At 55.9% G+C, this 24,097-nt stretch carries 23 protein-coding genes; 7 read left to right on the top strand and 16 right to left on the bottom strand.

The window, feature by feature from the left end; translation table 11 throughout:
• Positions 1–2 precede the first annotated feature (2 nt).
• Both KP626_RS09205 and KP626_RS09200 read left to right on the top strand, forming a co-directional pair.
• Complete coding sequence (locus KP626_RS09205) at positions 3–797, top strand: PTS mannose/fructose/sorbose/N-acetylgalactosamine transporter subunit IIC (RefSeq protein WP_395976950.1); 795 nt, start codon at positions 3–5, stop codon at positions 795–797.
• On the top strand, positions 790–1,617 hold the full coding sequence (locus tag KP626_RS09200) for a PTS system mannose/fructose/sorbose family transporter subunit IID (RefSeq protein ID WP_395976948.1): 828 nt from the start codon (positions 790–792) through the stop codon (positions 1,615–1,617). The genes KP626_RS09205 and KP626_RS09200 overlap by 8 nt, the downstream gene beginning before the upstream one ends.
• 104 nt (positions 1,618–1,721) lie before the next feature.
• Here the strand turns inward: KP626_RS09200 and KP626_RS09195 are convergent, their stop codons facing one another.
• The 13 genes from KP626_RS09195 to KP626_RS09135 form a co-directional block, all read right to left on the bottom strand.
• Positions 1,722–1,904 carry a PF20097 family protein gene (locus KP626_RS09195; RefSeq protein WP_395979007.1) on the bottom strand — a complete coding sequence of 61 codons (183 nt, stop codon included), beginning with the start codon at positions 1,902–1,904 and terminating at the stop codon, positions 1,722–1,724.
• 39 nt (positions 1,905–1,943) lie between these two features.
• Positions 1,944–2,537, bottom strand: a complete 594-nt coding sequence (gene recR / locus KP626_RS09190; protein WP_395976946.1) for a recombination mediator RecR — start codon at positions 2,535–2,537, stop codon at positions 1,944–1,946.
• A gap of 4 nt (positions 2,538–2,541) precedes the next feature.
• A complete protein-coding gene (locus KP626_RS09185) occupies positions 2,542–2,889 on the bottom strand; it encodes a YbaB/EbfC family nucleoid-associated protein (RefSeq protein WP_395976944.1) in 348 nt (115 codons plus the stop codon).
• A 13-nt stretch (positions 2,890–2,902) separates the two neighbouring features.
• The gene (gene dnaX, locus KP626_RS09180; protein WP_395976942.1) at positions 2,903–4,570 is read right to left on the bottom strand and encodes a DNA polymerase III subunit gamma/tau; all 1,668 of its coding nucleotides are present in this window, start codon (positions 4,568–4,570) and stop codon (positions 2,903–2,905) included.
• 90 nt (positions 4,571–4,660) lie between these two features.
• Positions 4,661–5,527: a DegV family protein gene (locus KP626_RS09175; RefSeq protein WP_395976940.1), complete on the bottom strand. Its 867-nt coding sequence runs from the start codon at positions 5,525–5,527 to the stop codon at positions 4,661–4,663.
• 145 nt (positions 5,528–5,672) lie between these two features.
• Positions 5,673–7,067: a M20/M25/M40 family metallo-hydrolase gene (locus KP626_RS09170; protein WP_395976938.1), complete on the bottom strand. Its 1,395-nt coding sequence runs from the start codon at positions 7,065–7,067 to the stop codon at positions 5,673–5,675.
• 141 nt (positions 7,068–7,208) lie between these two features.
• On the bottom strand, positions 7,209–8,621 hold the full coding sequence (locus KP626_RS09165; RefSeq protein WP_395976936.1) for a M20/M25/M40 family metallo-hydrolase: 1,413 nt from the start codon (positions 8,619–8,621) through the stop codon (positions 7,209–7,211).
• Positions 8,611–10,023 (bottom strand): M20/M25/M40 family metallo-hydrolase, encoded by a 1,413-nt coding sequence (locus tag KP626_RS09160; protein ID WP_395976934.1) that lies wholly within the window; start codon positions 10,021–10,023, stop codon positions 8,611–8,613. Before KP626_RS09160 ends, KP626_RS09165 begins: the two co-directional genes overlap by 11 nt.
• Positions 10,024–10,177: 154 nt before the next feature.
• Positions 10,178–10,903 carry an amino acid ABC transporter ATP-binding protein gene (locus KP626_RS09155; protein ID WP_395979005.1) on the bottom strand — a complete coding sequence of 242 codons (726 nt, stop codon included), beginning with the start codon at positions 10,901–10,903 and terminating at the stop codon, positions 10,178–10,180.
• A 7-nt stretch (positions 10,904–10,910) separates the two neighbouring features.
• Entirely contained in the window at positions 10,911–11,561 is a 651-nt protein-coding gene (locus tag KP626_RS09150; RefSeq protein WP_395976932.1) for an amino acid ABC transporter permease, read from the bottom strand.
• An 84-nt stretch (positions 11,562–11,645) separates the two neighbouring features.
• Positions 11,646–12,536 carry a transporter substrate-binding domain-containing protein gene (locus KP626_RS09145; RefSeq protein WP_395976930.1) on the bottom strand — a complete coding sequence of 297 codons (891 nt, stop codon included), beginning with the start codon at positions 12,534–12,536 and terminating at the stop codon, positions 11,646–11,648.
• 244 nt (positions 12,537–12,780) lie between these two features.
• Positions 12,781–15,132 (bottom strand): homocysteine S-methyltransferase family protein, encoded by a 2,352-nt coding sequence (locus KP626_RS09140; RefSeq protein WP_395976928.1) that lies wholly within the window; start codon positions 15,130–15,132, stop codon positions 12,781–12,783.
• Positions 15,129–15,731, bottom strand: coding sequence for a hypothetical protein (locus KP626_RS09135; protein WP_395976926.1), 603 nt, complete (start codon positions 15,729–15,731; stop codon positions 15,129–15,131). Before KP626_RS09135 ends, KP626_RS09140 begins: the two co-directional genes overlap by 4 nt.
• Before the next feature lie 98 nt (positions 15,732–15,829).
• Here KP626_RS09135 and KP626_RS09130 point away from each other — a divergent pair, with 98 nt between their 5' ends.
• The gene (locus KP626_RS09130; protein WP_395976924.1) at positions 15,830–16,690 is read left to right on the top strand and encodes a methylenetetrahydrofolate reductase; all 861 of its coding nucleotides are present in this window, start codon (positions 15,830–15,832) and stop codon (positions 16,688–16,690) included.
• A 130-nt stretch (positions 16,691–16,820) separates the two neighbouring features.
• Positions 16,821–17,426 carry a VanZ family protein gene (locus tag KP626_RS09125; RefSeq protein ID WP_395976922.1) on the top strand — a complete coding sequence of 202 codons (606 nt, stop codon included), beginning with the start codon at positions 16,821–16,823 and terminating at the stop codon, positions 17,424–17,426.
• Between the two features lie 78 nt (positions 17,427–17,504).
• On the opposite strand, the gene KP626_RS09120 is transcribed toward KP626_RS09125, so the two are convergent.
• Complete coding sequence (locus KP626_RS09120) at positions 17,505–17,873, bottom strand: hypothetical protein (RefSeq protein WP_395976920.1); 369 nt, start codon at positions 17,871–17,873, stop codon at positions 17,505–17,507.
• A gap of 136 nt (positions 17,874–18,009) precedes the next feature.
• Here KP626_RS09120 and KP626_RS09115 point away from each other — a divergent pair, with 136 nt between their 5' ends.
• The 3 genes from KP626_RS09115 to KP626_RS09105 are packed head-to-tail and all read left to right on the top strand — an operon-like array spanning position 18,010 to position 19,368.
• On the top strand, positions 18,010–18,648 hold the full coding sequence (locus KP626_RS09115) for an HAD family hydrolase (RefSeq protein WP_395976918.1): 639 nt from the start codon (positions 18,010–18,012) through the stop codon (positions 18,646–18,648).
• 13 nt (positions 18,649–18,661) lie between these two features.
• Positions 18,662–19,036, top strand: coding sequence for an SdpI family protein (locus KP626_RS09110; protein WP_395976916.1), 375 nt, complete (start codon positions 18,662–18,664; stop codon positions 19,034–19,036).
• A 47-nt stretch (positions 19,037–19,083) separates the two neighbouring features.
• On the top strand, positions 19,084–19,368 hold the full coding sequence (locus KP626_RS09105) for a hypothetical protein (protein ID WP_395976914.1): 285 nt from the start codon (positions 19,084–19,086) through the stop codon (positions 19,366–19,368).
• Positions 19,369–19,503: 135 nt separating this feature from the next.
• Here KP626_RS09105 and KP626_RS09100 read toward each other — a convergent pair whose 3' ends face one another.
• Both KP626_RS09100 and KP626_RS09095 read right to left on the bottom strand, forming a co-directional pair.
• A complete protein-coding gene (locus tag KP626_RS09100; protein WP_395976912.1) occupies positions 19,504–20,466 on the bottom strand; it encodes an ATP-dependent 6-phosphofructokinase in 963 nt (320 codons plus the stop codon).
• Between the two features lie 70 nt (positions 20,467–20,536).
• Complete coding sequence (locus tag KP626_RS09095) at positions 20,537–24,091, bottom strand: DNA polymerase III subunit alpha (protein ID WP_395976910.1); 3,555 nt, start codon at positions 24,089–24,091, stop codon at positions 20,537–20,539.
• Positions 24,092–24,097 lie beyond the last annotated feature (6 nt).

The raw sequence follows: 24,097 nt of genomic DNA, 5'->3' as shown, positions 1-24,097 counted from the left end.
GAATGAGTGCAACTTCTCTTGCCTTAACCACGGCAATTGTGTACTACATTATTCAGACCTTATACAGTTTTTATGGTCATTCGCACCTCAACCGGCCCATCGTGGTATGTCCCGTGCTGGGCATCGTGCTGGGTGACGTCCAGACCGGTCTGGCCCTGGGCGCTTCCTTGGAGCTGCTGTTCATGGGCATCACCAACATCGGTGGTTCCATCCCCAGCGACTGCTTCCTGGCCGCTACCCTGGTAACCAGTCTCTGCATCGGCACCGGCATGGATGTTGATACCGCCATCGTGCTGGCTGCTGCCATCGGCGTTGTGGCTGCCATCTGGTCCCTCACCGTCCGTATCGTCTACCAGGGCGCTTTGGTGCCCATTTTCGAGCGGTATGCTGCTCAGGGCAACACCGCCGGCTATAGCCGTTTGATCATCATCGGCAACCTGGTAAACGGCTTGTTCTCCACCGTTCTGGTGTTTGCCGCTATCGCGCTGGGCGCCGATGCTCTTCAGAGCGCTATGGCCGCCATTCCTGCCTTCATCCTGGATGGCATGAGTGTGGCTGCTGGCATGATGCCCGCCGTTGGTCTTGCTCTTCTGATGAACATGCTGTGGTCCGGCAAAGCCTCCATCTACTTCTTCTTTGGCTTCGCCGCCACCGTGTACCTCAACATCAACATGACCTTCATGGTCGTCATCGCTGTGTTTATCACTTTGATGCAGGTTTACAACGAACTGGATCTCCGCAACCGGCTAAAGGCCGTTGGCGGCTCCAACGGAGAGGAGGACGATCTCTTTGGCTAATAACGAAGCAATCATCATGGATTCCAAGATGCGGACTAAGATCTACTGGCGCTATGTATTCCTCAGCCAGGCCTGTTTTAGCCAGGTTAAGATGATGACCGCTGGCTTCTGCTACGCTATGCTTCCCTGGCTCAAGAAGCTCTATCCCGATAACAAAGAAAAGCTGATTGAGGCCATGGTACGGCACCAGGCATTCTTCAACTGCACCCCCGAGACCGCGTTCTTCATCCTTGGACTGTGCATGTCCATGGAGGGCGAGTACGCTGCCGATCCTGAGAACTTTGATCCCGCTTCCATCAGCGCCATCAAGGCCGCTTTGATGGGCCCCCTGTCCGGTGTGGGCGACGCCATCTTCTGGGTAACCGTTCGGACCATCGCTGCTTCCGTGTCCATCACCCTGGCCCAGAATGGCTCCATCCTGGCTCCCATCGTCTTCCTGGCCATCTATCACCTGTTCAGCACCATCGTGCGGTGGTACGGCCTGAAGTTTGGCTACAGCCTGGGCAACCAGTTCCTGGAGACCGCTTATGAGAGTGGTTATGTGGATATGCTCACCATGGGCGCCACCACCATTGGTCTGATCATGGTAGGTGCCATGTGCGCCAACTTCGTCAGCTTGGACACCGCCATCATCCTGTCCGGCTCCGGCGAAACCGCCCAGACCCTGCAGTCCGCTCTGGACAGCATCTTCCCCAAGCTGCTGCCTTTGATCGTGAGCTTGCTGGCTCTGGTTGGTGTCCGCAAAGGCATGAACGTTGCCTGGATCATTTTGATCATGGTAATCGTTGGTATCGCTGGCGTGGGTATCGGCATCTTCTAATCAAACTAGTTAACCCTATTTATTTCAATGTTGGCCGGCAGGAGAAAGTGCGCTCCTGCCGGTCGCTTTTTTGGCAAAAGAAAAAGGCCCTAATTGGGCCTTTTTTATCCATCTAACAGGATTTTCTTACACTTTTCACAACGCCACGCCTCCACACGGGAACGCCGAAATCCATCAGACTCCCCCAATGGATATCCCCAGCCCAAGAAAATGCCAAGGATTCGCTTCTTATGATCCGGAGCCCACTTGATCCTTCTACCCTCTCCATACAGCTTGCCCTGCGTCATCTCTTTTCCACAGTATGGACATTGCAACGGCTTTCCCCCTTACAGGTCCCGACGGCCCTCAAAGGATTTTAAAAGGGTCATATCGTCGGTGTATTCCAGGTCACCGCCTACCGGCACCCCATGGGCAATTCGGCTCACCTTTACTCCCAGGGGCTTGATTAACCGCCCTAGATAAATAGCGGTCGCCTCCCCCTCTACATCGGGATTGGTTGCCAGGACCACCTCTCGGGCCTCAGGCAGCCGTTCCAGCAGCTCTTTGATCCGCAGATCATCGGGGCCCACACCATCCATGGGTGAAATCGTCCCGCCCAGCACATGGTATACCCCCCGGAATACCCTAGCCCGTTCCATAGCCATAATATCCCGAGCATCCTTTACCACGCATAGGATGGAATGATCCCGGGTGGGATCGGAACAAATGGAGCATATCTCCTGATCGGTGAGATTGCCGCACACCTTACAATAACGGACGGATTCCACCGCCTCCACGATGCTGCCTGCAAGGGCCTGGGCATCGGCAGCTCCCATGGTGATGATATGATAGGCCAATCGCTGAGCCGTCTTCCCCCCGATGCCAGGCAGGGAGGAAAGATGGGCCGTGAGCTTCGCCAGAGGTTCGATGATATAGGACATGGGATTATAACCCCAAGCCCATGCCGCCGCTCAGCTTCGCCATCTCTTCGTTTACGGTAGTATCGGCAGTGGCAATCGCCTCGTTCACAGCAGCAATGACCAGATCGGACAACATCTCCACATCCTCAGGATCCACCACCTCAGGGGAGATCTCCAGTCTAACAAGCTGCTTTGCGCCGTTTACCGTAGCGGTAACCACGCCACCGCCCGCCCCCGCGGTAAATTCCTGCTGATCCAATTCCGCCTTTTTCTGTTCCATCTGGGCCTGCATCCGCTGAGCCTGGGCCATCAGCTGCTGCATGCCGCCTCCCATGGCAGGGCCGCCGAAGCCGCCTCTTCTTCCTTTTGCCATCCTACAATTCCTCCTAATCGGTGATGATCACGTCCGCTCCAAAGGCGGACTTGGCCTTTTCCACAAGGGGGGGAAGTTCCTCCCCCGCGCCCTCCGGCGCATCCACATAGGATATCTTGGCCTCTGGGCCATAAACCTCTTTGAGCGCTTCCTCCACAATCTTGGCGTTGGATGGAATGCGCAAGGCCTGAGCCATGACATGCCCTTTTTTATCAAATTCTATTATAACCGAATTTTCCCGATCGTCCATCAGAGTTCCAAACCGCAAAGTATGATAGGCAGGTACGCTCCGGCTGCGGATCAGCTCTAAAAACCGTTGATATCGATCGCTTTCCTTTCCAGACGAAGGTTCGGGCCGTGATGCCTGCCCGGAAGAAACGGGCTTCGCCTCCTCTCGAAGGGCCGGCTTTTTTTCCTGAACAGCTCTTGCCGGTTCTTTCTCCTCCCAGGGCGGTAGATCGCTTGGTAACGGCGGCTCTTGATCCCAAGGCGGAGCGTCAACGGGCGGATCCCCAAACGGGACTTCGGGAGCATCGGAAGGCGCCTTTTCCGTCCAAAGCGGTTCGGCCGTCTGATCGGACGCGGAAACCGTCCATCCCCGATGAATCATATCCTCCAATCGAGCCACACGGGCCACAAGGCCATCGACAGAGTCATCTCGGCTCACCAGCGCGATCCGTGCAATCGCCGCCAGCAACGCGGTACGGGGCCGCTGAGAAAACCGCATGGCAGTCTCCCCCTGGCTCAATAGGTCGATGGCTCTTAGATAGAATTCCAACGGCTGCTTCTTCTCCGCCGCAGTGGTCATCCGGCTGCAGAAGGCGGACATTAGGTCCCGTAGCACCAGCGAAAGATCCTTCCCCGCAAGGTAAGCCTCCTCCACCTGGGCAAGGGCACGATCCACCCTCCCATCCCTCAGATCCTCCACCAGACGGTCCATGGCGGATTGGTCCAGGGTTCCGATGGTCTCCACCACCCCCTGGTAGCGAAGCTCACCTCCCAAGGCCACACACTGATCCAGAATGGAAAGGGCATCCCGCATTCCTCCTTCGGCCGCAGCCGCTATGGCAGCCACTGCCCGTTCCTCGTATTGGACGCCAAGGTCATCCAATACCGTCTTAAGGTATCCTTCAATCAGAGGCTGTGGAATTCGTTTAAAGTCGAATCGTTGGCACCGGGAAAGGATGGTAGCGGGAATCTTTCCCGCTTCGGTGGTGGCCAGGATAAACTTGGCGTGGGCCGGCGGTTCCTCCAGGGTCTTCAGCAGGGCGTTGAAGGCACCGGTGGACAGCATGTGAACCTCATCTATGATATACACCTTATAGCGGCACACCGTCGGGGCAAAGTTGATCTTATCCCGAAGATCCCGTATCTCATCCACCCCATTGTTGCTGGCGGCGTCGATCTCCAAAATATCGGTGGAAAGAGCCTCGTCCCCCATGGCGCAAACGGCACAGGTCCCGCAGGGCTCCCCGTCCATCGGGTTAAGGCAATTCATGGCCCGGGCCAATATTTTGGCGGCGCTGGTTTTGCCGGTGCCTCGCGCGCCGCAGAACAGATAGGCGTGGGCGGTCTGTCCCGTCTCTATCTGGCGTTTCAGCACCCGGGTGATATGCTCCTGGCCCACCATGTCGGCAAACCGCCGGGGCCGGTATTTTCGGTATAGCGCAACGTATGCCATGTTTTCCTCTCTCCCGTTTAACGGATGCCGTTTAAACCAGCTCCGAAAAAGAAGACGCCTGGGGGAATTCCTCCAGGCGCCGGTAGCAGCTTACCGCTTGGTTCCGAAGAAGGATAGCCCCAGCACTCCGGGTCCCACATGGCCCCCGATTACCGGACCCACCGTCCAGATCTCGATTTCCATATTGGGGAACTTCTCCAGGAACATATCCCGGAGGACCGCAGCATCCCCCTCATTGGACTCGGTGATATAGAGCTTGCCATTCTCCTTATCCAAGGCCCGCTCCTCATAGAGTTCCACAAACCGGCGAAGGGCCTTGCGTCGCCCTTTGCATTTTTCAATGGGCACCAAAGCTCCCTCTGGACTGGCGTAGATGATGGGCTTGATATCCAGCATGCTGCCAAAGAAGGCGGACGCACCGGACAGCCGTCCTCCCCGCTTCAAATAGTTGAGGTCGTCCACCACGAAGAACACCACGGAATGCTGGATGTTATCCCGCACCCAAGCGGCTACCTCGTCCATGGATTTCCCCTCCTCCTTCATCTCCAGAGCCCGGATCAAAAGCTGGGACTGTCCCAGGGAAATGGTGAGGGTATCGATGATGACGATATTGGCGGAAGGATCCTCCTCCATCAGCTCCTTGGCCGCCATCAAGCTGTTCTCATAATGGGCGGAGAGCTTGTTGCTGAAGGCGATATACAGCACATCCAGCCCTTGATCGGTGTACTGCTTGAAAAACTCTTTGATCTCCCAATAGGGCCGGGCGCTGGTGGATACCTCCGCCCCCTCCCCCAATCGCCGGAAGAAGTCGGGAATCTTGACATTGACGCCCAGATCATACAGGTACTCCACGCCATCCATGGTAAAGGGCATGGCAAACACGGGAAGGTTGTATTTCTGGACATATCGCAAATCCAGTTCGCTGTCGGAATCCGTTACGATGATATAATCTCTCATTTTCTCACCCTTTTAAGTAATCCTACGCATAAAAAACGTATGATATCATTTTAATATGAAAGGGCAAATCACGCAAGCGCTTTCAGTCCGGCGCGAATCCTCCCAATCAAAAGGCCGGGGTTCGCCCCGGCCTTTTTGTTTTTCCTTAGCTGGCTGCCTTCTCCAAGAGGCGGATCAAAAACCGCGCGCCCCGCACCAAATCCACGATGCTGATGCGCTCATTGGTGGCATGCATGGTGGAGCCATAAACGCTGGTATCGAAGAAAGGTGAAAACTTATAGATATTGGGGCAAATGTCCTCAAACTTCCGGCTATCGGTGCCGCCGAATACCCCGCCGGGGGCCACTACCATTTCGGGATAGAACTCGTGAATGGTCTCCTCAATGAGGGCGAAGGCCGGGCTGTCGGTAGGCGAAACCTTGCTGGCCTCCCGCGCCTCAAAGGGGATCAGCTGAATGCTGTCATCCCCGATGGCGTTCCGCATATGCTCCATCAGAGACTCAATGGTATCCCGAGGGTTCAAGCGGAAATTAACGCTGGCCGTAGCCTTCTGGGGCAGGATATTGGGAGCGGGGCTTCCCCAGGCTTGGGTTACCGCCGTAGTGGTTCGAACAGTGGCGTTGCCCTGAGGGGTTTTCTCCAATATGGCGATGAGCTCATCACTGCGGTTGGGAAGATCGGTACAGATGGCACGCATCTGGGGGTCATCCAAGTGGGGCCCCAGAGCACGATAGAATTTCTCGAAAGCAATCGGCAGGGAGGTAGGCAGCGGATTGGCCTCCACCGCCAAAATGGCCTTTGCTACCTTGGCAAGGGCGCTGGGCTCGCCGGGCTTGGGCTGGCTGGAGTGGCCGCCCGCGCTGTTGGCGATCATATGGATGTCGCAGTATCCCTTTTCAAACAGCGCAATGGAGGCGACCAGCACATCGGAAGCGCCATGCTCCTCCCCATGGGCGGGCTCGCCGCCCTCATCCATAACAAAGTCCAGCTCGATGCCTTGATCCGCCATATATTTTGCCACGGCCATGGCGCCCGTGCCGCCGCATTCCTCGTCGTGGCCCAGGGCAAGGTAGATATCCCGATCGGGTACAAAGCCTTTCTGCATCAGGTATTCCATGGCTTCAAACTCCGCGCACAGCATATTCTTCATATCGATGGCGCCCCGGCCCCACACATGGCCATCGGCCACAACGCCGTCAAAAGCCGGGTATTTCCAGTCCCCCTCGGTACCGGGGGTCACAGGCACCACATCCTGATGGGCCATGAGCAACATGGGCTTCTTCCCGCTTTTACCATTGCCGGGCCAGCGGTACAGCATGCTGGCTTTGGCGATGATGACGCGTTCACAGTTTTGGTGCACCAAGGGATAGGTCTTCTCCAGATAATCCCGCAGCACGCCATATGGAGCGTAGTCGATGAGGGACTCATCCCGATTGGCAATGGTTTTGATTTTAATGATCTCGCTGAGATGCTCCACCATGGCATCCTCGTTGAAATCCTGGTATCCGGTAAAGGCGCAAGCTTTGTTTTGATCGATCATAGTCGCTCTCCTCGTCTTTGGTATTGGCCCGATGGCCGGGCACCTTTCCATTGTACCGGGAACCCCGGTTTCCCGCAAGCGGTATCCCATCGCAACCGGGAAATCCCCAAAAAAATGCCGTCATCAAGGACGGCATTTTTTCTATTGACAGGCTTTTTCGATGATGCGGATCATGATCCGTGTGCCCCGTACCAGATCCGAAACGCTGATTCGTTCATTTGTGCCATGGAGCGAGGCCCGGTATTTGCTGGTATCAAAGAAGGGATAGAATCGATAGATGTTGTCACACACGCATTCATACTTTCGGCTGTCGGTTCCGCCCAAAAGGCCATTCGACGCCACAATCAGCTCGGGATAGAACTCGTGCATGACCTCCTCGATAAGGGCGTAGGCCGGGGTGTCGGTAGGCGATACCCGGCTTGCCTCCCGCGCCTCTACCACCCGCAGCTCGATGGCATCGTTATGGATGGCCTTTCTGACATGCTCCAGCAAGGAGGCGACGGTATCCCGGGGGTTGAGCCGGAAGTTGACCCCCGCCACCGCCTTCTGAGGCAGGACGTTGTTGACAGGACTTCCCCAGGCCTGGGTCACCGCCGTAGTGGTCCGCACCATGGCATTGCCCTGAGGGGTCTCCTCCAGCAGAGCGATAAACTCCTCCATGCGGTTAGGCAAGTCGGTGCAGAGCTCCCGCATTCTGGGATCATCCAAATATGGACCCATCAGGCTATAGAACCGTACGAAGGGTTCTGGAAGCTCCGCAGGCATGGGGCTGGCCTCCAAGGCGACGATGGCCTTCGCCAGCTCCCCCAGAGCCGTAGTCTTGCCGGGCCGGTTGCTGTGTCCGCCCGGGCTCCGGGAAATAAGCTGCAAATCGCAGTAGCCCTTCTCAAATACCGAGATGGTAGCCACCAGCACATCGGAAGCGCCAAAGTCCTCCCCATGGGCTGGTTTTCCGCCCTCATCCATGATGAAGTCGATCTCCACCCCCTGCTCCAACAGGTGCTGCGCGGTGGCAACGGCGCCGGAACCCCCCACCTCCTCATCATGGCCCAGAGCCAAGTATACATCCCGGTCGGGAGTAAAGCCTCTTTGCATCAGGTATTCCATGGCCTCAAACTCGGCGCACAGCATATTTTTCATATCGATGGCGCCCCGGCCCCATACGTGGCCATCCGCGATGACTCCATCAAAGGCGGGATGTTGCCAGTCCTCCTCTGTGCCGGGAGTTACAGGCACCACGTCCTGGTGGGCCATGAGCAGAATGGGTTTCTTTCCGCCCTTGCCGCTCCCGGGCCAGCGATACAGCATGCTGGCTCCGGCAATGATCTCCCGCTCACAGTTCTGATGCACCAGGGGATAGGTTTTCTCCAAATATCCCCGTAGCCCCAGAAATGGGCCAATGTCCATGGCTTCTAAATCCCGGTCGGCAATGGTAGGAAATTGAATGATGTGACTGAGATGGTCGGCCACCGCAGCCTCATCCAGATCCCCATAGCCCGTAAAGACGCACAGTTTGTTCTCATCCACCATGGCGAATCCCTCCTTACAGGGCACGGCCCTCCTGGGTACACAGGTTCTTCATCAGCTCGATATATAGGGCGGCGGCGGGAGCCAAACTCTCCACCACGGCTTTCTCATTGGTGCCATGGGCACCGGAGGTATAGCCGTTCTTCTTATAGGGTGCGTTGTTGATGGGGCTCAAGCGATATACATGGGGACATACCGTCTCAAACCTGCGGCTGTCGGTACCGCCCAGGCTGCCCAAAGGCACCACCACAGCCTCGGGGAAAAAGGCATTGACGGTTTTTTTCATCACAGCAAAGGCCTCGCTGTCGATAGAGGACATATTGGAGGGGTCCTTGCCGTTGAGCACGGTAAGCTCCACGCTGTCGTCTCCAATGGCCTCCCGGACATACTCCACCACCGACTCCACGGTCTCGCTGGGGTTCAGGCGGAAGTTGACGATGGCGGTTGCCCGCTGGGGCAACACGTTGGGCGCAGGACTGCCAGCCGCCATGGTAGCCGCGGTGGTGGTCCGCATCATGGCGCAGCCAGTGGGCGTCCGCATCATGATCTCCATGATCTTCTCCTTATTGCCCACCACATCAGCGCAGAGAGTCCGAAGCTCCTCATCTTGAATATAGGGGCCGGCAGCCTCTAGATACTGCTGTACACACAGGGGAATATCCGCAGGGAACTTCCGATCCTCCACCTTTACGATGGCCCGAGCCAGATCGCCCAGCGCGGTATGCTCCTCGGGCTTGCTGCTGTGGCCGCCCTTGCTGTTGACGGCAATCTCCAGATCCAGGTAGCCCTTTTCAAAGGTGTTGACGGTATAGAGCAGGGTTTCCCCCACGTCGATGCCCTCGCCATGATTGAAGCCGGGCCCCTCATCGAACACCGCATCAAACTGGATGCCGTTTTCTTCGCAATACCGGGCAGCGGCTCCCGCGCCCATCTCCCCGCCTACTTCCTCGTCATGGCCAAACTCCAGGTAAATATCCCGGTCGGGCACAAATCCCTTCTTCAGAAGATACTCCACCGCCTCCAAAGTCAGGCAGAGGGTGCTCTTGCAGTCGGTGGAACCGCGGCCCCAAACGAACCCGTCAATGATCTCCCCGCCAAAGGGATCATGCTCCCAATCGCCCTCGGTGCCGGGGGTCACGGGCACCACGTCCTGATGGGCCATGAACAACACCGGCTTTTTACCGCTCTTGCCGCTGCCCTGCCACCGGAACAGCATGGTGTACCCGCCAATCATGGTCAATTCCAGTTTCTCATGGGTTAGGGGATAGGTCTCCCGCAGATACTTCTGAAAGCCCTCAAACTGGCTCCAGTCAATGCCGGCATACTCCTTATTGACCATGGTTTTATAGGTAACCATACCTCCCAGGTGCCGGGCGATCTCCATGCTGTCCAGTTCAGGATAGGCTGTTTTTGCATCCAATTTTGCCATCGTATAAAAACCCCCTATTACAAATCAAGATATTATCATTCTAGCGCCAATCCCAAATTTATACAAGGGAGCGTTTGCCTTTTGCCCGGGTGGCTCTCCCACCGCAGAAACAGCAAAAAAGCCGCGGCAGGAACCGCGGCTCTTCTCCTCTTGCTTAGTGGAGTACCTTGCTTAAAAATTCCCGGGTACGAGGGTTTTGCGGATCGCCAAAAATCTGCTCGGGAGAGCCCGATTCCGCGATGATCCCATCATCCATAAACAGCACCCGATCGCTGATCTCCTTGGCAAAGCCCATCTCATGGGTAACGATGGCAGTGGTCATTCCGCCTTCGGCCAGGCTTTTAATGACGTCCAACACCTCTCCCACCATCTCCGGATCCAAAGCGGAGGTGGGCTCATCAAAAAGCATCACATCCGGTTCCATGGCAAGAGCCCGAACGATAGCCAGACGCTGTTTCTGTCCGCCGGATAGCCGCCGGGGAAACTCCCCCGCCTTATCGGCAAGGCCTACCCGCTTTAACAGGAGCTGCGCTTTTTCCACCGCCTCCTCCTTAGAGCTCTTTTTTAGAAGGGTAGGAGCCAGGGTGATGTTGTCCAGCACCGTCAAATGGGGAAACACGTTGAACTGCTGGAATACCATACCCATCTTCTGGCGATGAATGTCCACATCGATCCCCTTGGCGGTAATCTCCACCCCCTCAAAGAAAATCTTCCCCTCCTCGGGGGTCTCCAGGAGGTTCAAGCACCGCAAGAAGGTGCTTTTACCGCTGCCGCTGGGACCGATGATGGATACCACCTCTCCCTGAGAGATGGATTCGTTGATGCCCTTCAATACATGGAGTTTGCCGAAATATTTATGAAGGCCTTCCGTTACGATCATCTTGTTATCAGTCACTTCTGGCCATCCTCCTTTCGATATATCCGATGCCCTTACTGAGGACAAAGGTCAGAACAAAATAGATCACGCCGGCGATGATCAGCGCCTGGAAGGGCATAAAGTATGCCGCGCCCATGGTGGCCCGGATTGTCATAATATCGCCCACCAGGAATACCGACAGCAAGGAGGTCTCCTTGATGATGGTGACGAACTCATTGCCCAGGGCCGGCAGGATATTCCGGATTGCCTGGGGCAAAACGATCTTCAGCATGGTCTGCCGGTGGCTCATGCCCAGGGAGCGAGCCGCCTCGGTTTGACCGTAATCCACCGACTGGATCCCCGAGCGGATTACCTCTGCCACATAGGCGGTGCTGTTGACCACCAGGGCAAAACAGGCACAAGCAAACTTGGGGACGTCCATTCCCAGCTGGGAAGGGAGAAGGAAGAACAGCCATAGCTGTAGCAGAATGGGTGTTCCACGAATGACCTCGATATAGGCGCTGCTGATAAACCGGAGGATCTTGCTCTTACTGAGCCGCATCATGCAAACCAGGGAACCCAGCACCGTGCCGAAACCTACGGCGATGGCCGACGCCAAGAGGGTAATGCCCGTTCCCTCTAAAAACTGCGGCCATGTCTTTAAAAATAATTTCCAAACCATAAATGTCTCACCTCAAACCCTACGACACAAGACTGGCACGGCGGGACACTACCGTGCCAGTCTTGATGTCGGAGTTCACTATTTTTACTCAATCCCCAGGGAATCCTGAAGCTCTTTGCCTTCCTTCACCCAGGTGTTGAACAGATCCTGCTCCAGAACATCCTCGATGATGTAATTCACCACGGTCAGCAGATCGTCGGAATTCTCCTCCTTGGGTACGGCAGCCGCCATGCCCACGTTGCTGTCATCCAGCACTACGCTGCTCATGCAGAGATTCTTGTAGTTCTTCACGTAGCTGTCGCCAGTGGTGCTAGCGATCACCAAGCCATCGATGTTCCCATTGTCCAGCATCAGCACGCCATCGGAGGTCTTAACCACCAGCTCCAGGTTGGCGCCGGTCAGCTTCTGCTCGGCCAGATCCTGCTGGAGGCTGCCGTTCTGAGCGGCCACCTTCTTGCCGTTGAAATCCTCAAAGGTCTTGTACTTGTCTTTATCCTCTACCCGTACCATGATGCCATGATAGCCCTCTCCGGAGCCGTCATACATGATGGTGAAATCCATGCTCTCCTGCCGGTCGGGTTTGGGGGAGAGGCCGGAGATGGCCAGATCCGCCACACCCTGGGTCATCAGAGTCAAAACGCCGTCAAAATCCATAATCTCATATTTGATCTTGACGCCCAGCTGGTCGGCAATGTACTTGGCCAGTTCCACATCGGCGCCCACATACTGCTCGTCGCCGGACTTCTGGGGATGGATGAACTCATAGGGGGGATAGTCGGGGCTGGTGGTAAACTTGATTTCGCCCTTATCCAGAATATCCTTCAGGCGGCCGGTGGGCTCATGCCCCAGAATCTCCTCAATGTTGATCTTGGCTTCCAGCTTCTGATCGCCATTGTCACCGCTTCCGCCGCCGCAGCCTACCAGGGCCAGGGACGCCATCAGCACTACCATCAAAATCGCAATGCATTTTTTCATCGTCGGGACCTCCAAACCAAATCTTAATGATGTTTGCATTATACTCGCATACTTATTCAGATACAACCCTAAATTTCCGATATTATATAATATTTATTCGGTTTAATTCTTTATTTTTTGCACTTTTTATTTTATTATCACCTATTTTTTCTTTATTTTAGCGATTATCTCTTTTTTTCATAAAAAATCATAAACTGCATATTCTGCATTTCTGCATAATATGCAGTTTATACTGTATATCCCCTTATTTCAAACCCACAAGCGCTTTGGCCAAGGTAACGGCTTGCGCGGCATCCGAGCTATAATGAACCCCCAGCTCCTGGGCAAATTCCGGGGTTACCACGGCGCCTCCCACCATGATGCCGCCGGAATACCCTTCCTTCTTTAAAAGGGCGACGGTATCCGCCATTTTCTCCATGGTGGTGGTCAGAAGGGCGGAAAGCCCCACCACATCGGCCTTGTATTCCCGAGCGGCCTCGGCCACCCGCTCCTTTTTCACATCCCGGCCAAGGTCCACCACTGCAAAACCGTTGTTCTTCAGCATCAATCCCACGATGTTTTTGCCGATATCATGGATATCCCCCTCCACCGTGGCAATGACCGCCACCCGCTTCTGCTGCTGTCCTCCAGAAGCCAGGATGATGGGTTCCAAATGATCGAACACCTGCTTTGCGGCGTCGGCACTGGACATGAGCTGGGGCAGGAACACCTCCCGGCGGGAGAACAGCTCTCCCATCCGGTCCAGAGCGGGTACCAGAATGCCGTCGATGATCTCCCCCGGCGTTCTTCCGCCATCCAGTTCCTCCTGGGCAAATCGCTTGGCGGCGGATTTGTCCCCCGACAGGATGGCGTCAAACAGGCCCTCCGCTTCCCTCTGCTCCTTGGTATAGGCGGCAGCGTATTCCGCCGCTCCATCGCCTCCCACCACGATGGCGTTGGCGGCAAGAATGCTGCCCCGAGTAGCCTCATCACATGGGTTCAAAATTGCGCAGGTCATCCCCCTTGCCATGGCCGCCACCAGCATTGCTCCGTTGACGGCTCCCCGATTTGGCAGACCAAAGGAAATGTTGGATACCCCCATCACGCTGTTAAGGCCCCGCTCCTGGCACCAGTCGATAACGGAGAGGGCGGTTTTGGCCCCATTCCCATCGCTGGCAATGGTCAAAGCAAGGGCATCTACGATAACATCCCGGGGCCCCAGCCCATGGCGCTCCGCTGCGGCAAGGATGGTCTCCAGATTCCGCAGCCGGTCTTCCAAGGTCTCCGGCACCCCTTCCTCCGAAATCGGCAAGGCCACATACATGGCCCCGAACTTCTTTACAATGGGCAGCAGCGTCTCCATCCGCTCCCGCTCCGCCGGCACCGAGTTCACGATGGCCCGTCCGGGATACTGCCGCAGCGCCCGCTCCATGGCAATGGGGTTGACGGTATCCACCATAAGGGGCAGATCCACCCTGCCCGCAAGCTCCAGGACATACTCCGGAAGTATCTCCTCCTCCCGGACTCCATGCATTCCCACGTTTACATCCAGCGCGCTGGCCCCCGCCGCCCGCTGGCTTAGGCCCAGGCCCACGGCATATTCCAGGTTTCCTTCACGAATCGCCGCCTGGAGCTTCTTTTTCCCAGTGGGGTTGATCCGCTCTCCTACGGCACAAAGGGGGAGCCCCTGGCCCATCTGCGCCCAGCGGGAAACCGAGGTCACCACGGCATAAGGGAAAGAGGTCCGGACGGGCGGCGTTACCCCAGCCATATTCCTCTTCATGGCCTGGATATGGGCAAACCCCGTACCACAGCAGCCTCCAATGGCGTTGGCTCCCGCCTTCATTAAACCCACGGTCTGGGCCGCATATTCCTGGGGTGACATGGTATCCCCGCCAGGCAGTCCGGCATTGGGTCGGGCCACGATGGGCAGATGGGTCTGGGCCGCCATCTGCACAATAACCTTTTCCATGGCCGCCGGCCCCACCCCGCAGTTGGCGCCGACGGCATCGGCGCCGGCAGCCGCAAGGGTTACGGCGGCAATCCGTCCGTCGCTGCCCGTCAGGGTGCGCCCGCTCTCATCGAAGGTCATGGTACAGAGAATGGGCATCTCCTCTCCCGCTCCCTCCCTGGCGCCAATGACGGCTGCCCGAGCCTCGGCGATGTCCATCATGGTCTCAATGGCAAGGAAGTCCACCCCGGCCTCCCGTAAAATCCGAGCCTGCCGGCGATAGGCTTCCACAGCCTCCTCAAAGGAAAGGGGACCAAAGGGCCGCACCATTTGTCCGGTCTGGGTCATATCCCCCGCCACCAGCGCCCGGCCCCGGGCGCAGGACCGTGCGACCTGGCACATCCGCCTGTTGATCTCCTCCATCCGTTCCGCAAGGCCGTATTCCCCAAGCTTTAACGGGTTAGCCCCAAAGGTAAAAGCATAGATGGCCTCCGCTCCGGCATCCAGATATCCCCGATGCATAGCGGCTATGGCCTCAGCATGCTCCACCGCCCAGGCCTCGGGGCATACTCCAAAGGGCAATCCGCGCTCCATCAAATGGGTGCCCGCCGCCCCATCCAAAAGCCTGGGCTGTTTCAACCACTTTGTAAATTCCGCTCGTTTCATCGTTCCTTCACCCCACATACAGCGAGTACGCTCTTTTCAGGATACAGCATATTTCCCTGGGTCAGGGAGATTCCCAGACGCCCAGCATCCAGCAGTAGAAACAGGGATCGCTGAAAGGATAGGGGCATGTCCCCATAGCCCGGGGAAAACCGGGTGGACAGCAGCTCGTAGCCCATCTTAAAGAGATAGGGCTTCCGCATCTTCAGCATAAAGTCCAGACCAGCGTCCGCACAAGCCGAGGCGCAGGCATCCAGAATCACGCCTCGTTCCGCCTCCCCCTCCCGAAGCAGCTCATTCACCCGCTGTGAAACCCGCTCGCCAAGGGTACTGGCCATCAAAAGCGCTTTGGTGCATCCCGCAAGATAATCCAAAAACCCCTGGCTCACGACCCGGTTTCCCTGGCTTAGATCCACCAAGCCCCCGGCTGTTTTTACATCCACCAGCTTGCAAACCCCGTTGGGCCGCAGCGCGCTGATATTCCGCCGGATCTCCTCCATCATAGGGTGTTCTGGCGGGATGTTTCCCTTCCGAAACCCCAGATAACCCAGCACGGTGTTTTCCTTTACATCCACCGGCATATTGGAGAAAAGATGCTCCATATTCCGCCTCCCCAAAAGGATTTTATTTAGTATAGCAGATAATCCCCGATTGCAGAAACAGAAATTCTTTGCTTTAATAGGGAAAAGGAGGTTGTACTATGAGTATTCCCGCGTTATTTCAAAAGGGCCGGGTACTGTCCCTGGAGGTTTTTCCCCCCAAGCCCGACGCGCCCATAGAGGTTATCGACGGCACACTAAACCTGCTGGCCCCCATAAAGCCCGACTATATCTCCGTTACCTACGGCGCCGGAGGCAGCGGCCGGAGCCGTAGCGTGGAAATCGCAAAAAAGATTCTGCCTATCTGCGATTGCCTCAGCCATCTCACCTGCGTTGGGGCCGACGCCCAGGAGATCGACAACGTGCTGGATTCCCTTACAGCGGCCGGGGTGGAGAATATCATGGCCCTGCGGGGGGACGTGCCAAAGGATATGGACCGGGAATCCGCCTTCGTCCATTTCAAACACGCCAGCGATCTCATTGAGCACATCAAGGACCGGGGCGGCTTCCACGTGGCCGCGGCCTGCTATCCAGAGGGACATCCTCAATCCGATTACCTGGAACAGGACGTGGATATGGTAAAACGAAAGGTGGACGCCGGCGCAGAGCTTTTGGTGACTCAGCTTTTTTTCGACAACGTGCTGTTTTATCGGTTTATGGAGCTGCTGCGAAAAAGGGGCGTTACCGTTCCCGTTACCGCCGGCGTGATGCCGGTGCTGAACGCCGCTCAGATCGTGCGGATGACCCTTCTATCCGGTACCTCGGTACCCCCTGATCTGGCCAAGCTCATCGCCCGATACGGGGACAACAAGGAGGATTTCAAAAAGGCGGGACTGGAGTTTGCCATGAACCAGGTCAGCGGTCTCATGGCAAATGGAGTGCAGGGCATCCACCTCTATACCATGAACAAAGCCGAGGAGATCATCCAGATCATTCGGGAGACCGGCCTTCGTTCCCACTAAGATTCCATAAATCAGGGCGTCAAAAGGCGCCCTTTTTTCTTTGCCAGAAATTGTTCCAAGTTTCTTAAGAAAAGCGTCCTATGGCCGTAGGAAGTTTTGTCTATGGTAGTATTTCTAGGAGGGATCCGCCATGAAAGACCTACTTCTTTTGTACTATGAATGCTTGACGGTAATTCTGCCGGGGACGCTGTTATTCAGGACCTTCCGGCGGCACGAACCTTTTAGGACAAGTTCCGTCTGGCCGGTTTTTCTGATTCTCTACCTGTTCACGGTGTTCCATCTAACCGGAGCGGGCACCCACTCCGACGCTCTACGGTATGGGATCCACCGGCCGGACCAGATCAATCTGATTCCCTTCAGCCGGAAAATCGACCGAATTGCCTATTTTCAAAATGTACTGCTGTTTCTGCCGCTGGGGTTTCTTGTTCCCCATATATCCCCCAGGTGGAGCTCCTTTTCCGGCACGGCGTTCACCGGCTTTGGATTTTCCCTGCTCATCGAATTAAGTCAGCTTTTAAACAACCGACGCACCGATGTGGACGACCTGATCCTCAACACCCTGGGCGCCGTACTGGGATATCTTTTCTACTGGGGCGTATCCCGAATGCTGGGCGGGCGTTTTCCCAATTCCCGACCCCGGCGGCTGCAGCCTTTTCTCTATCTGCTGACGATCTTTCTTTTCCGATTTTTCTTCTTCGACGAGCTGGGCGCCGTAAAACTCCTCTTCGGCCCCTAACCTCTCTTTAGCCATCCATAAAAAGGAAGGACGCCAATGCGTCCTTCCTTTTTATGGATCCAAGAATCCCCGCGCTTTCTAACGCGCCCGGTGTATAAAATATCCCAGAACACCGCCCAAGGCCAGCACTTCCATGGCCATGGTCAATGCCACCAGAATCAAATATGCAGCGGAAGCAGCATTGGCTAGGAGCCCCAAGATACAGCTAAAAAACACCGTTCCAATGCCGCCCAAGATAGCCGTAAGGCGGCAGTGCCGATCGTCCTTCCCTTGTGGCGCCGATAGAAACCCGGAAAGGATAAACAGCCCGGAGCCCGCGGTCAGCAGAAAGAACATTGAATCCAGCGGCGCCGCCATGATATGATATTGGAGCAAAGTGAGTACCACTGCTCCCGTCAATAGGGCCGCCAGCGCGACGGAAAGACAAAACCATTTTTGTTCCCTCATGAACAAAACCTCCTTTCTTTGGTGATCCCTATTACAATATGCACGCGGCGAAAAAATGTCCGTCACAAGCGCAAATTGCGTAGGTATCACACCCCGTACGGCCGGAGCGGTTCAGCGTAATTCCAGGAGGGATCCCATGCAGCCAAAAGCCGTATTGTTCGACTTTGATTACACGTTAGGGGATTGTACCGACGCCATCTACGCATGCATCGGCTTCGCCCTGGCCACCTTGGGCTATGGCCAGCCCACCCTTTTTGCGGTACGGCCCACCATCGGCCTTACGCTCCCCCATACCTACGCGGCCCTTACCGGGGATCAATGCCCGGAGAAAGCCCAAGAATTCGCCGAGTTGTTTCTTCAGAAGGCCGATGAAACCATGACAAAAGGCGCCAAGCTGTTCCCAGAAACCCTTCCCCTGCTGCGGCGTTTACAGGAAAAGGGCATAAAGACCGGCATCGTCACCACCAAGCTAAGCTTTCGTATTCGGGAGATCTTAGCAAAATACGCGGCGAACGATTTGGTCTCCGTCATTGTAGGTGAAAGCGACGTTTCCCATCCCAAGCCCCATCCCGAGGGGATTCTTCTGGCATTGTCCTCCTTGGACACTTCCCCTCAAGACGCCGTCTATGTGGGGGATACGGTGGTGGACGCCCAAGCCGCCCGGGATGCCGGGGTGGCTTTCATCGGGGTTACCACAGGCTCCACGCCCCGGGAAGCGTTCTTTGCCTATCCCCATCAAGCTATCTTAGAGCATCTAGGCCAGATGCCGTTTTAGGAGGCCCTGTGGTATGTTTGCAGTCAACGTTGTTATGATCCTTTTAATCCCGGTTTCCCTAACCTTTCTGGGGATGCTCTGGCGCACAAATCCCCCTAAGGTCATGGGTTGCTCCTACGGCTACCGTTCCCGGCGTTCCATGCAGAGCCGGGAAGCCTGGATTTTCGTCCACCGTTTTATGGGAAAGATCTGGGCAGTGGAAGGTACTTTTTTGTCCGTTCTATCCCTGGTAGGATTTCTCTATTTCCACCAACAGCAGCCAGAAGCACTTAAGGAGGCCATGGTATACATCATGCTGGCCCAGCTGTTCCTGATGCTGCTACCCATCTATTTTGCCGAGACCGCTCTTCAGCAGCGGTTCCCGCTCCCGCCCAAAAAGCGCAGTTAGCAAAGCTGGCCGCCACCGTTTGCATCGTTTTACGATGGAGGAATTTCATGAAACCCAAAGCAGTAAATGCCTTTGATATTCTTATCGCATCCATCAACTATGTGGTGATCAGCTATGCGCTCTCCAACATGGCCATGCTGTTTCGATTCAATTTACTCTTCGTATTGTTCTTTGCTTCCGAAATCTGGGTAGCGGGAAACTACTGGAACAGGATTTCTTCGGTCATTCAAAATAGATGGATTTCATCTGCCCTATTGGCCCTCTGCTTTATAGCTCACATCGTCGTACTGTATTTCGGAGGACATGTAGTGGGAGCGGTGATTCCTTTTTAGCCGGCACAGCATCCCTGCACGCGCTATGAAAGGCAGTAGTAACCGCTTTATTTGGGGAATGGCTCAATATAACCCTTCCTCTTCTTCAAAGCAAATAAAAAAGGCCGCGAAATCGCGGCTTTTTTATTCCGTTCTTTAGGACTCCATCAGAGTCTGGCACAGCTTATAGAGACCCACATCCAGTTTCTTTTTTACCTTTAGGGCTTCCTCAATGTCCATATCCACCACATGGTTGTTCTGGATCCCCACGGTCCGGTTGCTCACCCCTTTGTAGAGAAGCCGCACCGCCTGCTCCGCCAAGCGGGAGGCCAGAATGCGGTCGCTCTGGGAGGGGTTTCCACCCCGCTGGGTATAACCCAGCACCACGCTCTTGGTATCAAAGCCGGTCTTCTCTCCAATATATTTGGCCACATCCGCCGCGTGGGCAGCGCCCTCGGATACCACGATCATGCTGCTGAAGCGGCCCTTCAGCCGGGCCTTGACCAGCTCTGAACAGATCTCGTCCAGATCAAAGGGGGCTTCCGGAAGGATCAGGAAGTTGGCGCCAGCAGCCAACGCGGAATACAGGGCGATATCCCCGCACTTGTTGCCCATAACCTCCACTACGCCGATACGGTCATGGGAGATCATGGTATCGTTGACCTTGCTCATCTCCTCAATGACCCCGTTAACGGCGGTATCAAAGCCGATGGTAAAATCGGTATAAGCCAGGTCGTTGTCGATGGTGCCGGGAAGGGTGACGGTATTGACCCCCAAAGCGGACAATGCGCCTGCGCCACGCATGCTGCCGTCGCCGCCGATGACGATAATGCCCTCGATATCAAAGGCCTCGCATACCCGAACCGCCTGAAGCTGGCCTTCCTTCTCCACAAACTCGGGACACCGGCAGGTCTTTAGGATGGTGCCGCCCTTGTAGATGATCTTCTCCACGTTCTCGGGCGTGAGCTGGCGGATACGGCCCTGCATCAGGCCCCGAAACCCATACTCAATTCCCATCACGTCCATGCTCAGATGGGCGCCGGTCTTCACCACCGAACGGATGGCCGCATTCATGCCGGGAGTATCCCCGCCGCTACTCAAAACGCCAATTCTTCTCATTGCAAATACCTCCTACTGGCAGAAACATATCATCAAATTCAATCTATTTTAAGGGACACCGTCCCTTTTATCAACCCTGTTTTACCTCAACAACCCGAACGTTGTCCTCTCCCAGTATCTCCATGAGCCGCTGAATCAGGGAGGGCGTCACCTCTACCGCTCCGCTGATGAGCCGTCGCTCCCCGGTATCCTTGGATACCGCCTTGACGGAACAGCCGCCGGGGCACCGCTTAAGGGTTTCCAAAATCCCCAGATTGAGGAAATCATTTGTAAAGGTCTTCATCCGAATCCAAATACACTGGTTTCCGGCCAAACCGTTATAGGTAGGCAATTCCTCCGCTTTTAGTGGCCGGGGCTCCGTCGATACAGAAAGCGAACCACGCCCCCCTTGACCATCCATCTGGAGCATGCGCAAGCATTGGGGGTCCCCCACCGCCAGCCGAACCGCATCCTCTAAGACAAAGCTGGGCGGCTCCTCCTCTCGAATGGAAATCCGTCCATAGGCCAATACCGGCAAATCGTTCTGAAGCACCAAACGAAGCCGATCATAGGCTTGGGGGAAGACAAGCACCTCTATTGTAGAATATAAGTCCTCTAGTTGGCAATAGGCCATTAGGGTTCCAGAGCGGGTTGCCTTGGTCCGCAATCCTCCGATGATCCCTCCAAGAACCACCCTCTGCCCATCCAGGTTTTCACCGCTTTCCGCGCTTTCTGCGATGGATAGGGTAGAGTGGCGCAAGGGAGCCAGGAACTCGGCGAAATCCATCATGGGATGTCCGCTGATGTACACCCCCGTCATATTCTTCTCCTGGGTGAGCTTTTCCGAGAGGGGATATTCCGGCACGCTGGGCAGATGCTCCGCCATGCTGGGAGCATCCTCCACCAAAGCGTCAAAAAGGTTGATCTGGCCGGCGATATTCTTCCGCCGCTGGCCAATAACGCCATCCATGATCTGCTCAAAGCCCGCCATAAGGGCGCTACGGCTGTACCCCATCTCGTCAAAGCAGCCCGAAAGGATCATGCTCTCCACCATCCGCTTGTTGATGGCCTCCTGAGGAACCCGTTCCACAAACTCCGTAAAGGTCTGATAGGGCTTTTCCCGGCGCTGGGAGATGACGGTCTCCACAGCCTTCATACCCACGTTTTTCACCGCACCCAGGCCAAACCGGATACCGTTTCCTTCAACGGTAAATTTAGCCTCGCTTCGATTGACGTTGGGAGGCAGAATTTCCATTTTATGCTTGCGGCAGTATGCGATGTATTGGGACACCTTGTCGGAATTCCCCAGGCAGCTGTTCAAAAGAGCCGCCATGTAATGGACAGGATAATAGCACTTCAACCAGGCTGTCCGATAGGCGATGACCCCATAGGCCGCTGCGTGGGATTTATTGAAGGCATACTGCGCAAAGTCCATCATCTGATCAAAGATGGCGTTGGCTACCGCCTCGGATACCCCGTTCTTTACCGCACCGGGCACCGTTCCGTCGGAGGTGCCATGGATGAAAACCTCCCGTTCCTTCTGCATCACGTCCATCTGCTTTTTGGCCATTGCTTTGCGGACCAAATCGCTTCGAGCCAGGGAGAATCCAGCCAGATCCCGGACGATCTGCATCACCTGCTCCTGGTACACCATACATCCGTATGTCACGTCCAGGATGGGCCGCAGCTTTTCATGGAGATAGGTAACGGAGCCGGGATCCTGCTTTCCTCGGACGTACCGGGGGATCTGATCCATGGGGCCGGGTCGGAACAAAGAGATGCAGGCCACAATATCCTCAAACCGGGTGGGGCGGAAATCCCGCAGGAGCTGGCGCATGCCGGAGCTTTCCAGCTGGAACACGCCATCGGTATCCCCCTCGCCGATCATCTCATAGACCCTCTGATCCTCCATCACCATGCCGGTAAAATCGATTTCCTTGCCGGTGGTTTCCCGAATGAGGGTGAGTGCGTCCTGGATTACGGTGAGGTTCCGAAGCCCCAGAAAATCCATCTTCAAAAGGCCCAGCTTTTCTACCGCCGACATGGCGAACTGGGTGGTGATGGTTTCATCGTTCTTTTGTAGAGGTGCCACCTCTACGATGGGCACCCGGCTGATAACCACCCCCGCAGCGTGGGTTCCTGCATGCCGGGGTAAGCCCTCCAGGCGCTTGGCGGTATCGATAAGGCTTCGGACACTGTCATCGTTCTCATAGGCGCCCCGAAGCTCCCGGCTAATGGAGAGAGCTCGGTCGATGGTAATACCCAGCTCCATGGGCACCATCTTGGCCACCCGATCCACATCCCCGTAGGGCATCCGCATCACCCGGCCAACGTCCCGGATGGCCGCCCGGGCCGCCATGGTGCCAAAGGTGATGATCTGGCTCACATGGTCGCTGCCGTATTTCTCGAAGACATAATCAATGACTTCCTGGCGGCGCTCATAGCAGAAGTCCACATCGATATCCGGCATACTGATCCGATCGGGGTTCAAAAACCGTTCAAACAATAGGCCGTACTGAAGGGGATCGATATCGGTGATGCCCAGGGCATAGGCCACAATGCTCCCGGCGGCGCTGCCCCGGCCAGGTCCTACGGCGATGCCATGATCCTTAGCGTATTTGATGAAATCCCATACCACCAGAAAGTAATCCACATAGCCCATCTTGTGGATGACGCCCATCTCGTATTCAAACCGTTCCAGAGCTTCCCGGTTCTCGGCGTCGTACCGTTCCAACAGGCCGGTCTTTACCAGATCATAGAAGAACCGATCCCGGTCGGTTCCCGGAGGCAGGGGATATTCCGGCAGATAGTGGGTATTGAAGTCCAGCTCCACATGACACCGCCGGGCAATCTCCATGGTGTGATGGACGGCCTCGGGAATCGCCTGGAAAAGGCGCGCCATCTCCTCCCCGCTCTTCAGATAATTCTGGTCCCCCTCCATCCGCATGCGGTTTTCATCATCCAGAAATTTGCCCATCTGGATGCACATCAACACATCCTGGGCAAAGGCGTCCTCCTGATTCACATAATGGACGTCGTTGGTAGCTACCAGCGGAATACCGGTCTCTCGGGCAATCTCCACAATGCCGGCATTCACCGTCTTCTGATCCCGGATGCCGTGATCCTGAACCTCCAGGTAGAAGTTGCCCCTGCCCATCATCCGATCCAGACGGACGGCCAAGGCCTTGGCCTCCTCCATCTGCCCGCTGGTGATCAATCGGGGGATGTCCCCCGCCAAGCAAGCGGAAAGAACAATCAGGCCTTCCTTATAGCGTTCCAGTGTCTCATAATCGATCCTGGGTTTATAGTAGTATCCCTCTAAAAACCCCAGGGAGACCAGCTTCAAAAGGTTCCGGTACCCGGTCTGGTTTTCGGCAAGAAGCACCAGGTGGCTGTATTCCCGATCCACCCTTCCCTGCTTTTCCAGCCGGTTTTTAGCTACATATACCTCGCATCCCAGGATGGGCGTGATGCCCCGGGCCTTGGCCTCGGTATAAAACTCCACCGCTCCATACATCACGCCGTGATCCGTCATGGCCATATGGGTCATGCCCATCTCCTTGGCCCGATCCATCAGATCGCTGATCCGGGCGGCTCCGTCCAAAAGACTATACGCGGTATGTACGTGGAGATGACAAAATTCCATGGCTCC

The organism is Christensenella sp. MSJ-20 (assembly GCF_044357945.1).
Classification (GTDB): Bacteria; Bacillota; Clostridia; order Christensenellales; family QAND01; genus QAND01.
Note: the sequence above shows the minus strand (reverse complement) of the source record. Positions and strands in the feature narration are given on the sequence as shown.

Excerpts from the sequence above, each read along its gene's own strand:
- recR (WP_395976946.1), bottom strand. The coding sequence starts at position 2,537 with ATGTCCTATATCATCGAACCTCTGGCGAAGCTCACGGCCCATCTTTCC.
- KP626_RS09135 (WP_395976926.1), bottom strand. The coding sequence starts at position 15,731 with ATGGAGCATCTTTTCTCCAATATGCCGGTGGATGTAAAGGAAAACACC.
- KP626_RS09120 (WP_395976920.1), bottom strand. The coding sequence starts at position 17,873 with ATGAGGGAACAAAAATGGTTTTGTCTTTCCGTCGCGCTGGCGGCCCTA.
- KP626_RS09125 (WP_395976922.1), top strand. The coding sequence starts at position 16,821 with ATGAAAGACCTACTTCTTTTGTACTATGAATGCTTGACGGTAATTCTG.
- KP626_RS09160 (WP_395976934.1), bottom strand. The coding sequence starts at position 10,023 with ATGGCAAAATTGGATGCAAAAACAGCCTATCCTGAACTGGACAGCATG.
- KP626_RS09145 (WP_395976930.1), bottom strand. The coding sequence starts at position 12,536 with ATGAAAAAATGCATTGCGATTTTGATGGTAGTGCTGATGGCGTCCCTG.
- KP626_RS09205 (WP_395976950.1), top strand. The coding sequence starts at position 3 with ATGAGTGCAACTTCTCTTGCCTTAACCACGGCAATTGTGTACTACATT.
- KP626_RS09140 (WP_395976928.1), bottom strand. The coding sequence starts at position 15,132 with ATGAAACGAGCGGAATTTACAAAGTGGTTGAAACAGCCCAGGCTTTTG.
- KP626_RS09110 (WP_395976916.1), top strand. The coding sequence starts at position 18,662 with ATGTTTGCAGTCAACGTTGTTATGATCCTTTTAATCCCGGTTTCCCTA.
- KP626_RS09130 (WP_395976924.1), top strand. The coding sequence starts at position 15,830 with ATGAGTATTCCCGCGTTATTTCAAAAGGGCCGGGTACTGTCCCTGGAG.
- KP626_RS09175 (WP_395976940.1), bottom strand. The coding sequence starts at position 5,527 with ATGAGAGATTATATCATCGTAACGGATTCCGACAGCGAACTGGATTTG.
- KP626_RS09100 (WP_395976912.1), bottom strand. The coding sequence starts at position 20,466 with ATGAGAAGAATTGGCGTTTTGAGTAGCGGCGGGGATACTCCCGGCATG.
- KP626_RS09195 (WP_395979007.1), bottom strand. The coding sequence starts at position 1,904 with ATGACGCAGGGCAAGCTGTATGGAGAGGGTAGAAGGATCAAGTGGGCT.
- KP626_RS09185 (WP_395976944.1), bottom strand. The coding sequence starts at position 2,889 with ATGGCAAAAGGAAGAAGAGGCGGCTTCGGCGGCCCTGCCATGGGAGGC.
- KP626_RS09095 (WP_395976910.1), bottom strand. The coding sequence starts at position 24,091 with ATGGAATTTTGTCATCTCCACGTACATACCGCGTATAGTCTTTTGGAC.
- KP626_RS09150 (WP_395976932.1), bottom strand. The coding sequence starts at position 11,561 with ATGGTTTGGAAATTATTTTTAAAGACATGGCCGCAGTTTTTAGAGGGA.
- dnaX (WP_395976942.1), bottom strand. The coding sequence starts at position 4,570 with ATGGCATACGTTGCGCTATACCGAAAATACCGGCCCCGGCGGTTTGCC.
- KP626_RS09155 (WP_395979005.1), bottom strand. The coding sequence starts at position 10,903 with ATGATCGTAACGGAAGGCCTTCATAAATATTTCGGCAAACTCCATGTA.
- KP626_RS09115 (WP_395976918.1), top strand. The coding sequence starts at position 18,010 with ATGCAGCCAAAAGCCGTATTGTTCGACTTTGATTACACGTTAGGGGAT.
- KP626_RS09105 (WP_395976914.1), top strand. The coding sequence starts at position 19,084 with ATGAAACCCAAAGCAGTAAATGCCTTTGATATTCTTATCGCATCCATC.
- KP626_RS09170 (WP_395976938.1), bottom strand. The coding sequence starts at position 7,067 with ATGATCGATCAAAACAAAGCTTGCGCCTTTACCGGATACCAGGATTTC.